Origin of the sequence: Actinomadura macrotermitis, from assembly GCF_009604375.1 — a bacterium.
Classification (GTDB): domain Bacteria; phylum Actinomycetota; class Actinomycetes; order Streptosporangiales; family Streptosporangiaceae; genus Spirillospora; species Spirillospora macrotermitis.
In genome coordinates, this window is record NZ_WEGH01000005.1 from 268711 (window position 1) to 282077 (window position 13367).

General features: G+C 73.2%; 12 protein-coding genes. 8 read left to right on the forward strand and 4 right to left on the reverse strand.

What is annotated here, in order from left to right; genetic code table 11:
• Positions 1-5: 5 nt before the first annotated feature.
• The gene (locus tag ACRB68_RS33915; RefSeq protein ID WP_328595132.1) at positions 6-749 is read right to left on the reverse strand and encodes a Crp/Fnr family transcriptional regulator; all 744 of its coding nucleotides are present in this window, start codon (positions 747-749) and stop codon (positions 6-8) included.
• Between the two features lie 427 nt (positions 750-1176).
• Entirely contained in the window at positions 1177-2094 is a 918-nt protein-coding gene (locus ACRB68_RS33920) for a 5'-3' exonuclease (RefSeq protein WP_153539873.1), read from the reverse strand.
• A 139-nt stretch (positions 2095-2233) separates the two neighbouring features.
• Here ACRB68_RS33920 and ACRB68_RS33925 point away from each other — a divergent pair, with 139 nt between their 5' ends.
• The 6 genes from ACRB68_RS33925 to lexA all read left to right on the forward strand — a co-directional run bounded on the left by ACRB68_RS33925 (position 2234) and on the right by lexA (position 9236).
• Complete coding sequence (locus ACRB68_RS33925) at positions 2234-3343, forward strand: M24 family metallopeptidase (RefSeq protein WP_328595133.1); 1110 nt, start codon at positions 2234-2236, stop codon at positions 3341-3343.
• Between the two features lie 206 nt (positions 3344-3549).
• The gene (locus tag ACRB68_RS33930) at positions 3550-4779 is read left to right on the forward strand and encodes an ABC transporter ATP-binding protein (RefSeq protein WP_328595134.1); all 1230 of its coding nucleotides are present in this window, start codon (positions 3550-3552) and stop codon (positions 4777-4779) included.
• Complete coding sequence (locus ACRB68_RS33935; protein WP_153539877.1) at positions 4776-6113, forward strand: ABC transporter substrate-binding protein; 1338 nt, start codon at positions 4776-4778, stop codon at positions 6111-6113. The genes ACRB68_RS33930 and ACRB68_RS33935 overlap by 4 nt, the downstream gene beginning before the upstream one ends.
• 41 nt (positions 6114-6154) lie before the next feature.
• The gene (locus ACRB68_RS33940; RefSeq protein ID WP_328595135.1) at positions 6155-7546 is read left to right on the forward strand and encodes an ABC transporter permease; all 1392 of its coding nucleotides are present in this window, start codon (positions 6155-6157) and stop codon (positions 7544-7546) included.
• A complete protein-coding gene (locus ACRB68_RS33945; protein ID WP_153539879.1) occupies positions 7543-8481 on the forward strand; it encodes a carbohydrate ABC transporter permease in 939 nt (312 codons plus the stop codon). Before ACRB68_RS33940 ends, ACRB68_RS33945 begins: the two co-directional genes overlap by 4 nt.
• A gap of 92 nt (positions 8482-8573) precedes the next feature.
• Positions 8574-9236 carry a transcriptional repressor LexA gene (gene lexA, locus ACRB68_RS33950; protein ID WP_328595136.1) on the forward strand — a complete coding sequence of 221 codons (663 nt, stop codon included), beginning with the start codon at positions 8574-8576 and terminating at the stop codon, positions 9234-9236.
• Positions 9237-9284: 48 nt separating this feature from the next.
• Here lexA and ACRB68_RS33955 read toward each other — a convergent pair whose 3' ends face one another.
• On the reverse strand, positions 9285-10514 hold the full coding sequence (locus ACRB68_RS33955) for an ABC transporter ATP-binding protein (RefSeq protein WP_153539881.1): 1230 nt from the start codon (positions 10512-10514) through the stop codon (positions 9285-9287).
• Positions 10515-10623: 109 nt separating this feature from the next.
• Between ACRB68_RS33955 and ACRB68_RS33960 the strand changes: the two genes are divergently transcribed.
• Positions 10624-11649, forward strand: a complete 1026-nt coding sequence (locus tag ACRB68_RS33960; protein ID WP_328595137.1) for a LacI family DNA-binding transcriptional regulator — start codon at positions 10624-10626, stop codon at positions 11647-11649.
• Between the two features lie 62 nt (positions 11650-11711).
• Complete coding sequence (locus ACRB68_RS42675; RefSeq protein ID WP_328595138.1) at positions 11712-12152, forward strand: Lrp/AsnC family transcriptional regulator; 441 nt, start codon at positions 11712-11714, stop codon at positions 12150-12152.
• Positions 12153-12311: 159 nt separating this feature from the next.
• Here the strand turns inward: ACRB68_RS42675 and ACRB68_RS33970 are convergent, their stop codons facing one another.
• Entirely contained in the window at positions 12312-13220 is a 909-nt protein-coding gene (locus ACRB68_RS33970; RefSeq protein ID WP_328595139.1) for a TIGR03619 family F420-dependent LLM class oxidoreductase, read from the reverse strand.
• Between the last annotated feature and the right edge of the window lie 147 nt (positions 13221-13367).

Below are 13367 nucleotides of genomic sequence, written 5' to 3' on the forward strand. Positions count from 1 at the left end.
CCGGGTCAGCCGCTCCGGCGCCCCGCGGCGTACGCGCGCAGCCCCGGCAGGTCGGTCACCACGGTCCGCCGCCAGCCGGTGCGCACCAGGCCGTGCCGCCGCAGGGTGTTCAGCGCGCGCGCGACGGTCTCGCGGGAGGCGTCCATCCAGGAGCCGAGCTCCTCCTGCGACAGGGGAGGGGCGATCTCGATGCTGCCGTCGGGGGAGGGCGGGACGTGCCGCGCCGACAGCTCGGCCAGGCCCGCCAGCAGCAGCGCCAGGCGCTGGGCGCCCTTGGCCGACACGTGCGCCTGCAGCCGCCGGTCGGCGTCGTCCAGGCGCTGCACGAACGTGCCGCTGACCAGCCGCCACGCCTCGGGATGGGCGTCCAGGAAGGCGGTGAAGCGCGCGGCCGGCACCACCAGGGCGCGCAGCGGCGACAGCGCGGTCACCGTCGCCGACCGGTGCCGGCTGCCGAGCACCGCGCTCTCGCACACCAGGTCGCCCGGGCCGCGCACGGCCAGCACGACCACGCGCCCGTCCTCGCCGACCGAGGCGACCTTGGCCCAGCCGCTCTCGATGATGATGATGTGGTCGGACTCGTCGCCCTGGTAGCACAGGGGGACCTTGGCGGCGTAGGAGCGAGGCCGCGCGGCCTCGCGCAGCGCGGTGCGCTGCGCCGAGTCCAGCGCGTCCCAGAAGCTCTCCGGGCGCTGGACGATGACGGCGGTGCTCGGTGTCCCGCGCGGGGGAGGGGTCCTTTCGATCACGGGGATCCGTTCGGTGGGCTGGGCCGTGGCAGGCCGGTGGACTCCGGTGGGCGTCCGGCGAGCGGCCCTGGCGAGGACGCCCGCCGTCCGGTGAACCGGCGCCCGCGGCGGATGGGGGGAGTGGGGCGTTGCGGCCCACGCGCCACGGGCACCGGCTCGTTCCTGGTGCACTTCCAGGAGAACCCGCCACTGATCGTGATGGTGCTCCCCGGGGCACGCCCTGTCTGCGTCACCTGACACATTGGACGCGTTCGGAGCATGTCGCGGATCACCCCTCCGACGATCTCGGCACTCGCGCGGGTGCGCTACCAACCCGGCGGGGCGACGCCGGAGGCGAGCCCCGCCGGGTTGATCGCGAAGCGATTCGCACTCGCCCGAGCACGGTCAAGGGCGAGCCGCCAGGCGAGTCCTTGGGCCGGGAGCGCCATCAACACAGCGCCTTCAGGAGCCGCTCCACCGGGCTGGAAAGGCCCCACCGCTCGGCGAGGTCGGTGAGCGCGCGCGGGTCGCGGGGCGCGGCGGGCAGCCGGTCGTCCAGGCCCGCCAGCTCGGGCGCGTCGATGTCGGTGACCACCCGCACGACGGTCTCGGCCGCCGCCAGGTAGTCGCGGGCCGCCTCGATCCGGCGCCGCGCCGCCGCGGTGAAGCCCTCGGCGTCGCCGGAGTCCAGCGCGGCCAGGATGCCCGCGACCGACCCGAACCGGGTGACCAGCGCCGCGGCGGTCTTGTCGCCGACGCCCGGCACGCCCGGCAGCCCGTCGCTCGGGTCGCCGCGCAGCGCGGCGTACTCACCGTAGCCGCGGCCGGGGATGGCGTACTTGGCCGCGACCTCCTTCTCGCCGAGGATCTCCAGGTTGCGGATGCCGCGCGCGGTGTACAGGACCAGCACCGGGCCGCGCTCGTCGACCAGCTGGAACAGGTCGCGGTCGCCGGTGACGATGTCGACCGGGCCGTCGGCCGCGCCGCGGGCGGCGAGCGTGCCGATGACGTCGTCGGCCTCGTAGCCGGGCACCCCGACACGGGCCAGGCCGACCGCGTCCAGCACCGCGTCGATGACCGGCAGCTGCGCCGAGAGCGCGCCCGGGACCTGGTCGCCGCCGTCGTCGGCGACGCGGTGCGCCTTGTAGGACGGCAGCGCCTCGACCCGGAACGCGGGGCGCCAGTCGGCGTCCATGCAGCACACCAGCCGCTCGGGGCGGCGGTCGGCGACCAGCCGGGCGATCATGTCGATGAGCCCGCGGACCGCGTTGACCGGCGTGCCGTCGGGCGCCTTCACCGACTCGGGCACCCCGTAGAAGGCGCGGAAGTACAACGACGGCGTGTCCAGCAGCATCAGCCCGCTCATGCCGCCATCGTCGCACGCGGGTCCGACGGTCCGCGGGAACCGGCCGGGTTCGCGCCCACCGCGTTCGCGCTCACCAGGGGCGCCTTGCGATCCTGGACCCGACACGCACGAGAACCCTGAGACGAAGATGGAGACGGATGTGACAACGGAGTTGTATCCGCGCGAGCGGGTGGCGCAGGTGCAGGAGGCCACGGCGGCGGCCGGCCTCGGGGCGGTGCTGCTGACGCCCGGGCCCGACCTGCGTTACGTCACCGGCTACGACGCGCTGGCGCTGGAACGCCTGACGTGCCTGGTGGTGCCCGCCGCCGGTGACCCGTTCCTGGTGGTGCCGCGGCTGGAGCTGCCGGCCGCCGCCGAGTCGCCCGCCGGCGGCCTCGGGCTGGAGCTGGTGCCCTGGGACGAGACCGACGACCCCTACGCGCTGGTCGCCGGGCGGCTGCCCGCCGGGATCGGCAGCGTCGGCGTCGCCGACCGGATGTGGGCGTCGATGGTGCTGCGGTTCCGCGACGCGATGCCGGGCGCCGAGCAGGTCGCCGCCGGGCGGGTGCTGGGCCGGCTGCGGGTGCGCAAGAGCGCCGCCGAGGTCGCCGCGCTGCGCGAGGCGGGCGCGGCCATCGACCGGGTGCACGCCCGGGTGCCCGACCTGCTGAAGCCCGGCCGCACCGAGCGCGAGGTCGGCCGCGACATCGCCGACCTCATCATCGCCGAGGGCCACAGCGCCGTCGACTTCGTCATCGTCGGGTCGGGCCCGAACGGCGCCAACCCGCACGCCGAGCTGTCGGACCGCGTCATCGGCGAGGGCGAGCCCGTCGTGGTCGACATCGGCGGCACCATGCCGAGCGGCTACTGCTCGGACTCCACCCGCAACTACTGCGTCGGCGCGCCGCCCGCGGACTACCGCGCCTACTACGAGGTGCTGCTGGCCGCGCAGGAGGCGTCGTGCGCGGCGGTGCGGCCCGGCGTCACCCCCGAGGCGGTCGACGCCGCGGGCCGCGACGCCATCGCCGCCGCCGGGTACGGGGAGTACTTCGTGCACCGCACCGGGCACGGCATCGGGCTGGAGACCCACGAGGAGCCCTACATCGTCGCGGGCAACCTGGAGCCGCTGGAGCCGGGCATGGCGTTCTCGATCGAGCCGGGCATCTACCCCGGCGCGCACGGCGCCCGCATCGAGGACATCGTGGTGTGCACCGAGGACGGCTGCGAGCGCCTCAACACCACCCCGCGCGACCTGGTGATCATCACCTGACAGGCGTCCTGACAGCGGGCCGCGCCGTGGCGGCGGCCGGGACCAGGCGGTCCCGGCCGCCGCCACGGCCGTATCTACGCCTTGGTAACGATCTTTAACGCCGTGTTGCAAGTCACCCGCCGAGGGGAGTAGAGCTGTGGATCATTGTTCCCCCGGGATGACGATCTTGTGATCCCCAGGTTGCGACGAGGCGAAGGAGACGTGCCGTGGCAGAGGTCGCCCTGACGGGCGTCGGAAAGGTCTATCCCGACGGCACCCGCGCCGTGACCGACCTGAACCTGACCATCGCCGACGGGGAGTTCCTGGTGCTGGTCGGCCCCTCGGGGTGCGGCAAGACCACCGCCCTGCGCATGCTCGCCGGGCTGGAGGAGATCTCCGAGGGCCAGGTCACGATCGGCGGCCGGGTGGTCAACCGGGTGCCCTCGCGCGACCGCGACGTCGCGATGGTCTTCCAGAGCTACGCGCTCTACCCCCACCTGTCGGTGCGCGACAACATCGGCTTCGGGCTGTCGCTGCGCAAGATGCCGAAGGCGCAGATCCGCGAGAAGGTCGAGCACGCCGCGCGCATCCTCGGCCTCAGCGACCACCTGGACCGCAAGCCCCGCAACCTGTCGGGCGGGCAGCGCCAGCGGGTGGCGATGGGCCGCGCGATCGTGCGCGAGCCGCAGGCGTTCTTGATGGACGAGCCGCTGTCCAACCTGGACGCCAAGCTGCGCGTGCAGACCCGCGCCGAGATCGCCCGCATCCAGCGCGACCTCGGCGTCACCACCGTCTACGTCACCCACGACCAGACCGAGGCGATGACGCTCGGCGACCGCGTCGCGGTGATGAAGAAGGGCGTGCTCCAGCAGGTCGCGCCCCCGCAGGAGCTCTACGACCGGCCCGCGAACCTGTTCGTGGCCGGTTTCATCGGCTCACCCGCCATGAACCTCGTCCAGGGCTCGCTGTCCGGCGACGCGGCGAACCCGCGCCTGCGGATCGGCGACCAGACGCTGCACCTGCCGGCCGAGGTCCTGCGCGACCGGCCCGGCCTGGCCGCCCACCTCGGCCGCGACGTCGTCGTCGGCATCCGCCCCGAGGACATGGAGGACGGCGAGCTGGCCGGGACCGCCGAGGGCGCGGTGCTCACCTCGACCGTGGAGCTGGTCGAGGCGATGGGCTCGGACGTGCTGGTGCACTTCACGCTCCAGGCCGCCCCGGTGGTCACCGACGACACCCGGGAGCTGGCGCGCGACGCCGGGACCGACGTGCTCGGCGCGCTGGACGAGACCCCCCACACCGAGCTGGTCGCGCGGTTCAGCCCGCGCACCGGCGTCAAGGTCGGCGACCCGGTGACGATCCACGTCGACACCGGCCGCCTGCACTTCTTCGACAACGAGACCGGCGCGTCGATCTTCGGATCCGCCGCCGCGCCGGATGGGAAGGACGAGTCATGAGGTTCAACTCCAGGCGAGTGACCAGCGCCGCCGTCGCGGCCGGCCTGCTGATGGCCGGCGCCGCCGCGTGCGGCGGCGACGACAAGAAGGACGGCGGCTCCACCGGCGCCCCCTCCGCCGGCAACTGGGCGAAGCTGAACGGCACCAAGATCGAGGTCGCGGCCAAGTGGAGCGGCCCGGAGGAGAAGAACTTCCGCGAGGTCCTCAAGGCGTTCGAGAAGGCGACCGGCGCGACCGTCACCTACGCCTCCACCGGTGAGAACACCGACGCCTACCTCGGCCCGCGCCTGGCCGCCAACACCCCGCCGGACGTGGCGATCCTGCCCCAGCCGGGCCTGCTGCAGCAGTACGCCAAGAAGAAGCAGCTGAAGCCGCTGGCGCCCGACGTGGTCGCCGAGGTCGACAAGAACTACTCGCCGTACTGGAAGCAGCTGGCCTCCGCCGACGGCCAGACCTATGGCGTGCTGGCCAAGGCCGCCTACAAGTCGATCCTGTGGTACCGGCCCGAGGCGTTCACCGAGACCGGCGTGCAGCCGCCGCAGACCTGGCCCGACCTGGTCAAGGCCGCCACCACCCTGCAGGAGGGCGGCCAGACCCCGATCGACCTGGCCGCCGCCTCCTCCGACTCCTGGACCCTCACCGACTGGTTCGAGAACGTCTACCTGTCGCAGGCCGGGCCCGACAACTACGACAAGCTCGCCAAGCACGAGCTGAAGTGGACCGACCCGACCGTCGGCAAGGCGCTGGAGACCCTCGCCCAGATCTGGGGCAAGGGCGACTTCCTGGCCGGCGGCACCGCGGGCGCCACCAAGACCAAGTTCGACGGCTCGGTCACCGACACCTTCGGCCAGAAGAAGGCCGCGATGGTCTACGGCGGCGACTTCGCCGCCGCCAACATCGCCACCACCAAGGCCAAGGTCGGCACCGACGCCAAGGTCTTCGCCTTCCCCAAGGCCGGCGACACCACCCCGGCGCTGCTCGGCGGCGACATCGCCGTCGCGCTGAAGGACGGCAAGGGCGGCCAGGAGCTGATGAAGTACCTCGCCTCGCCCGAGGCCGGCAAGGTGTGGGCGGGCCTCGGCGGCTACCTGTCGCCGAACAAGAACGTCAAGCCCGACGCCTACACCGACCCGATCTCCAAGCAGCTCGCCGAGCAGATCGGCGTCGCCGGCGACGCCGCCCGCTACGACATGTCCGACCTGCAGCCCGCCGCGTTCGGCGGCACCCCGGGCAAGGGCATGTGGGAGGCGCTGCGCGGCCTGGTGCTGAAGCCCACCGACATCAAGGGCACGCAGGACAAGCTCGAGGCCGAGGCCGCCAAGGCCTACAAGTAAGCCAAGCAAGCCGACAGGCGCACGAGTAGGGAAACCCGCACGTGAAGAAGGCTCCGCAAGACCAGGTGCCGCCGGCCGCCACGGCCGGCGGCGCCGCCGCCGTCGGCCCGGCGCGCCCGGGCCGGCGGCCCCGCCGCGAACGCGACGGGCTGAACCCGCCGTCCTGGCTGGCGATCGGCTTCCTGCTGCCGGCGCTGCTGCTGCTCGGCTTCCTGGTGCTCTACCCGATCGTCTACTCGGTGATCCGCAGTTTCTTCGACGCCTCGGGCGACCACTTCGCCGGTCTGGACAACTACACCGGGGTCTTCCAGGGCCACGAGAACCTGCTGGCCGTCCGCAACACCGCCATCTGGGTGGTGGTGGCGCCGAGCGTGGTCACCATCATCGGCCTGCTGTTCGCCGTGCTCACCGAGCGGATCCGGTGGTCCACGGTGTTCAAGATGGTGGTGTTCATGCCGATGGCCATCTCCTTCCTGGCCTCGGGCATCATCTTCCGGCTGGTCTACGAGCAGGACCCCGACAAGGGCGTCGCCAACGCCGCGCTCGTCGCCGTGCACGACATGTTCGGCGGCGGCGCCGGCTACCCCGGCGCCGGCCCGCGCAGCGGCGCGGACCAGCCGCTGCGCGCGCAGGCCGACGGGGCGGTGCTGACCACCGGCTCGTTCGGGCCCGGGCAGAGCGCGCTGCTGCCGCTGCTGAAGATCAAGCCCGAGTACCTGCCGAAGAAGGCCGTGCCCGCCGCGCGGCCGCCCGCGGCCGCGCCCGGGCAGGTCACCGGCGCCGTCTGGTTCGACTTCACCAAGGGCGGCGGCGGCACCCCGGGCGCCCCCAACGCCGGCGAGGTCGGGCTGCCCGGCATCACCGTCCAGGCGCTGCGCGGCACCAAGGTCGTCGCGACGGCCACCACCAAGGACGACGGCACCTTCGTCATGAAGAAGGTCCCGGCCGGCTCCTACACGCTGCGGCTGCCCAAGGACTCCTTCACCGCGTCCTACGGCGGCGCCGAATGGCTCGGCTCCACCCTCATCACCCCCGCCATCATCGGCGCCTACCTGTGGGTGTGGGCCGGGTTCGCGATGGTGCTGATCGCCGCCGGCCTGGCCGCCATTCCGCGCGACGCCCTGGAGGCGGCGCGCGTCGACGGCGCCACCGAGTGGCAGGTGTTCCGCCGCGTCACCATCCCGCTGCTGGCGCCGGTGCTGGTGGTGGTGCTGGTGACGCTCACCATCAACGTGCTGAAGGTCTTCGACCTGGTGTTCATCATCGGCGGCGGCGACCCCAACGCCAGCGTGCTGGCGCTGCAGATGTGGACCGAGGCGTTCGGCGGCGGTGACAACGAGGGAGCGGGCAGCGCCATCGCGGTCCTGTTGTTCCTGCTGGTCATGCCCGCCATGCTGTTCAACATCCGCCGGCTGCGGCAGGAGCGCAAATGAGTACCGAGCAGACCGCAGCGGCCCCCGCCGACGGGGCCGCCCCCGCCAACGGAGCGGCCGGCGCGCCCCGCCGGTCCGTCGCCACCCGCGTCATCGGCCGGATCGGCGGCGGCGTCGCCCAGGCCCTGCTGGCCCTCATCGCGCTGGTGTGGCTGGTGCCGACGTTCGGGCTGCTGATCGCCTCGCTGCGCTCCAACGCCGACAACAGCGCCGGCGGCTGGTGGCAGGTGTTCACCAAGCCGTCCCAGATCACCTTCGACTCCTATGCGGCGCTGCTGGACAAGCCCGACTTCGTCGACTCGTTCTGGAACACCGCGCTCATCACCGTGCCCAGCACGATCCTGGTCGTGGTGATCGCCTCGCTGGCCGCCTACGCCTTCGCCTGGATGGAGTTCCCCGGCCGCGACTGGCTGTTCCTGCTCGTCGTCGCGCTGCTGGTGGTGCCGGTCCAGGTGGCGCTGCTGCCGGTCTCCACCCTCTACGGCAAGATCAAGTTCGGCGGGTTCCACATGTACGGCTCGATCACCGGCGTGGTGCTGTTCCACGTCGCGTTCGGGCTGCCGTTCGCGATCTTCCTGCTGCGCAACTTCTTCGCCGCCATCCCGCGCGACCTGCTGGAGGCGGCGCGGATGGACGGCGGCTCGGAATGGACGATCTTCCGGCGGGTCATCTTCCCGCTCGGCGGCCCGGCCATCGCCTCCCTCGGCATCTTCCAGTTCCTGTGGGTGTGGAACGACCTGCTGGTGGCGATGGTGTTCGCCGACCCCGGCGCGCAGCCGATGACCAAGTGGCTGCAGTCGCAGATGCGGCAGTTCACCGGCAACATCGACATCCTCGCGCCCGGCGCGTTCCTGTCGCTGATCATCCCGCTGGTGGTGTTCTTCGCCTTCCAGCGCTACTTCGTGCAGGGCGTCCTCGCCGGCTCGGTCAAGTAGGCCCGGGCGGGCCCGCGCCCCAGGACTGGGGCGCGGGCCCGGCCGGCCGGATGACCCGGCCCGGACCTGCGCGGACCCCTACAATCGCGTAGGTGACCGGCTACGATGATCGTGACGTGTTCGAGGGCCTGGACGTCTCGGTGCTGACCCCGCGCCAGCAGCGGATCCTCGCGGTGATCCGCGACTGGGCGGTCCGGTACGGCTACCCGCCGAGCACCCGCCAGATCGGCGACGCGGTCGGCCTGCGGTCGACCTCGTCGGTGTCGCGGCACCTGGCCGTCCTGGAGGAGCGCGGCTTCCTGCGCCGCGGCGCCGCGATGACCCGGCCGATCGACGTGCGCGCGTTCCTGCGCGAGCAGCGGGGCCCCGAGCCCGCGGACGCCCCGGTGAGCGTGCCGGTGGTCGGGAGCATCGCCGCCGGCGCCCCCATCGCCGCCGAGGAGCACGTCGAGGAGACGCTGGCGCTGCCGCGCGAGTTCACCGGCCGCGGCACCGTCTTCGGGCTGCGCGTCCGCGGCGACTCGATGGTCGACGCCGCGATCCGCGACGGCGACATCGTCGTGGTCCGCCGGCAGCCCGAGGCCCACCCGGGCCAGATCGTCGCCGCGATGATCGACGACGAGGCCACGGTCAAGGTGTACCGGCGCAAGGGCGGCCACGTGCTCCTGGAGCCCCGCAACCCCGCCTACGACGTCATCGACGGCGACGGCGCCGTCATCCTCGGCGTCGTGGTCTCGGTGCTGCGCAGCGTCTGACGGCCCGCGCCCCCTCCGGGACGCGGGCCGCCGCCGGCACGCGGTCTGCTACGCCGGCACGCTGTCGGCGAGGGCGCCCCGGTGCCCGATCGCCAGGCCGCTGTCGGGGTCGAAGAAGTGCAGCCGGCCGGTGTCGACGGCCAGCTCCACGCGCTGCCCGGGCTGCACGTCCGAGCGGGCGTTGACGCGCGCGGTCCACAGCGCCTTGTCGTCGACCAGCGGGATCGCCGCGTCGGCCTCGCCCTCGGCGGCGTCCTCGGCCAGGTCGGCGGTGTCCTTGTGCTCCACCGGCGGCGCGTCGATGGCGAAGATGACGTTGATCTCGCTGCCCAGGTTCTCGGTGACGCTGCAGGTGACCTCCAGCGGCGCCCAGTCGGGCTTGGCGTGCGCGGCGTCCTCGAAGTCCGAGGGCCGCACGCCGAGGATCACCGTGCGGCCGAGGTGGCCCTCCAGGCCCGGCTTGGCGGCCAGCAGCGCGTCCGGCACCGGCAGGGTGAACCCGGCGAACGACACCTGCGCGCCGCCGTCGCCGCGGGTCAGCTCGGCCGTCACGAAGTTCATCGACGGCGAGCCGATGAACCCGGCGACGAACAGGTTGACCGGGTCGTCGAACAGCCGCTGCGGGGTGTCGACCTGCTGGAGCCTGCCGTCGCGCAGCACGCACACCCGCGTCCCGAGCGTCATCGCCTCGACCTGGTCGTGGGTGACGTAGACGGTGGTGACGCCGAGGCGCTCGTGCAGCTGGCTGAGCGAGGCGCGCATCGACACCCGCAGCTTGGCGTCCAGGTTGGACAGCGGCTCGTCCATCAAGAACGCCTGCGGCTCGCGCACGATCGCGCGGCCCATCGCCACCCGCTGGCGCTGCCCGCCCGACAGCTCGGCGGGCTTGCGGGACAGGAACTGGTCCAGGCCGAGCATCTTGGCGGCCTCGCGGACCTTCTTCTGCCGCTCCTCCTTGGAGGCGCCGCGCAGCTTCAGGCCGAACTCCAGGTTCTTCTCGACCGTCATGTGCGGGTAGAGGGCGTAGTTCTGGAAGACCATCGCGATGTCGCGGTCCTTGGGGGCCAGGTCGTTGACGACCCGGTCGCCGATCGAGACCGTCCCGCCGCTGATCTCCTCCAGCCCGGCGATCATCCGCAGCGCGGTGGACTTGCCGCAGCCCGACGGGCCGACCAGCACCATGAACTCGCCGTCGCGGATGTCCAGGTCCAGCCCGTCGACGGCCTTGACGCCGCCGGAGTAGACCTTGTCGACGCCGTCCAGCCTGATCCCGGCCATGCGGCCCCCTTCGATGGAAACGTTTCCAGTCAGCCCTGCCGACCAGGGCCTTCTCATTAAGCCAGGAGTTAATATCATGGAAACGTTTCCATGAAAGAGGGGTGAACGGGTGGCGGCGACGATCAAGGACGTGGCGGCGCTGGCCGGCGTCGGCATCGCGACGGTCTCGCGGGTCTACTCGGGCAACGGGGCGGTGGGCGCCGCCACCCGCGAGCGGGTCCTCGCCGCCGCCCGCGCGCTGGACTACCGGCCGAGCGCGGTCGGCCGCAGCCTGAAGCTGCGCCGCACCGGCGGCATCGGCCTGGTCGTCCCCGACGTCACCGACCCGTTCTGCGCCGAGCTCGTCGCCGGGGTGCTGGACTGCGCCCGCACCCACGGCGAGCACGTGCTGCTGGACGCCGTCGGCGACGACCCCGCGCGCGAGGCCGCCGCCGTCGGGCGGATGGTCGAGCAGCGCCTGGACGGGATCGTGGCGATGCCCGCCGGGGACGCCGCCCCCTGGGAGGCGGCCGCCGCGAGCGGCGCGGGGGTGGTGTTCGCCGGCCGCGCCTGGCCCGGCCTGCCGCAGGTCCCGGTCGTGCTCGCCGACGACGGCGCGGGCGTGCGGTCGCTCACCGAGTACCTGACCGGCCTCGGCCACCGGCACATCGCCTTCCTCGGCGCCGCCGCCCCCGGCGCGGCGCCCGGCGTGCGCGAGCAGGCCTTCCGCGCCACCCTGGCCGCCCTGAACGTGCCGCTGGAGGAGGACCTGCTCGTCGCCGCCCGCCCCTCCCGCGACAGCGCCTACGCCGCCGCCGCGGGCCTGCTGCAGAGCCGCGCCGGCGTCACCGCCGTGCTCGCCGCCGGCCACCTGCTCGGCGAGGCGGCCGTGCTGGTCGCCCGCGAGCTGGACCTGCGGGTGCCGGCCGACGTGTCGATCGCGATGGTCGGCGACGTCGCCTGGGCCGAACTGTGCGACCCGCCGCTCACCGCCGTCGCCCGGCCCGGCCGCGACATCGGCCGCCGCGCCGGCGAGCTGCTGCTCCGCGACCGCACCCGGCGCGACCCGGCCGGCCCGGTCATGCTGCCGGCCGAACTGGTGGTGCGCGGCAGCTGCGGCCCGCCGCGCGGCGCCAGGATTATCAGAAAGCTCTGACATCTGGTGATGTATCGCCCGCCGGGGCCGCATCGCCCGCCCCGGTCCGCTAGATTTCCCGCGTGGAGGAGATCGATCGCCAGATCCTGACGCTGCTGGCCGACGACGGGCGGATGAGCTTCACCGACCTCGCCCGGGAGACGGGCCTGTCGGTGTCGGCCGTGCACCAGCGCGTGCGCCGGCTGCAGAAACGCGGCGTCATCAAGGGCTTCACCGCCCAGCTGGACACCGAGCAGATCGACCTGCCGCTGACCGCGTTCGTGTCGATCAAGCCGATCGACCCGGCCGCGCCCGACGACGCGCCCGACAAGCTCGCCGGCCTGGAGGCCATCGAGGCGTGCCACTCGGTGGCGGGGGAGGAGAGCTACATCCTCAAGGTGCGGGTCGCCTCGCCCAACCAGCTGGAGGACCTGCTGCAGAAGATCCGCGCCCAGGCCAACGTCGCCACCCGCACCACCGTCGTGCTCAGCACGCCCTGGGAAGGCCGCCGCCCTCCGCTGTGATTTTTCCATCCCGGCCCAAGGGGCCTCGCCCGGCGGCCCGGCCCCTTGACCGTGCCCGGGCGAGTGCCGCATCGCTTCGCGATCGACCCGGGCAGGGCTCGCCTCCGGCTTTGCCCCGCCCCGGCCGGTAACGCACTCGCGTGATCATTCGGGTTGTCGTCAGGCGTCGGGGGCGAAGGCTTCCAGGGCTTCGTGCGCGCGCCGCATCGACATCTTCGGGTCGGCCTCGGGACCGGTCAGTTCCGGGTCGAAGTTCAGGTCGACGAACAGCTCGGTGACGCCCTGATCGGCCAGGCGGGCGAAGTCGGAGCGGATCTCCTCCAGCGAGCCCGTCAGCGGGGCGCGGTCCGGCCGGCCGGCCGCGCCGACCTTGACCGCGCCCCGGCAGACGATGCGCAGCCCCGCGGGGTCGCGCCCGGCCTCGCGGGCGGCCTGCCGGACCACCTCGGCGGAGCGGCCGATGGCGGTGAGGTCGGCGCGGCTGGAGCTCACCCACCCGCCGGCCAGCCGCCCGGCGCGGCGCAGCGCTGGCTCGGAGGTGCCGCCGAGCAGGACCGGGATGCCGGGGGACTGCAGCGGCCCCGGCTCCATCACCACCGGCGGGATGTCGTAGAACTCGCCGTGGAACTCGGCGGGCCCGTCCGCCCACAGCGCGCGCAGCGCCGCCAGGTACTCCTCGGCGCGCGCCCCGCGCCGCGCCATCGGCACGCCCACCGCGGCGAACTCCTCGGGCATCCAGCCGAGGCCGAGCCCGAGGTCCAGCCGGCCGCCCGACACGTGGTCCAGGGTGACGGCCTGCTTGGCCAGCACCGGCGGCGCCAGGAACGGCATGTTCACGATCGCCACGCCGAGCCGGATCCGCTCGGTCACCCCCGCCAGGTAGGCGAGCGTGATCAGCGGGTCGGGGACGTTGCGGTAGGTCGTGTCGGCCGACCCGGCGGGGTTCAGCAGGCGCTGCAGCGTCCACACCGAGTGGTAGCCGAGCTCCTCGGCGCGCCGCGCCACCGCCACCTGGCCGGCGGGCGTGGCCCAGGCCCCCGACACCGGAACCGCGAAACCGATGAGCACGTGTCCCCTCCAGGGTGGTCGTCGTCGTCCAGACCGAACCTTACAACGTCAAGGCCGGCGGTTCGATGATCAACGTGCGCCGGATCACCGGAATACACCGTCCTTGTCCGGATACGCTGACCCCGTCCGGCAGCGTCGTCGGCGAAG

What these genes read in the sequence shown, in the direction of transcription:
- ACRB68_RS33920 (WP_153539873.1), bottom strand. Translation starts at nt 2,094, where the DNA reads ATGAGCGGGCTGATGCTGCTGGACACGCCGTCGTTGTACTTCCGCGCC.
- ACRB68_RS33935 (WP_153539877.1), top strand. Translation starts at nt 4,776, where the DNA reads ATGAGGTTCAACTCCAGGCGAGTGACCAGCGCCGCCGTCGCGGCCGGC.
- ACRB68_RS33945 (WP_153539879.1), top strand. Translation starts at nt 7,543, where the DNA reads ATGAGTACCGAGCAGACCGCAGCGGCCCCCGCCGACGGGGCCGCCCCC.
- ACRB68_RS33955 (WP_153539881.1), bottom strand. Translation starts at nt 10,514, where the DNA reads ATGGCCGGGATCAGGCTGGACGGCGTCGACAAGGTCTACTCCGGCGGC.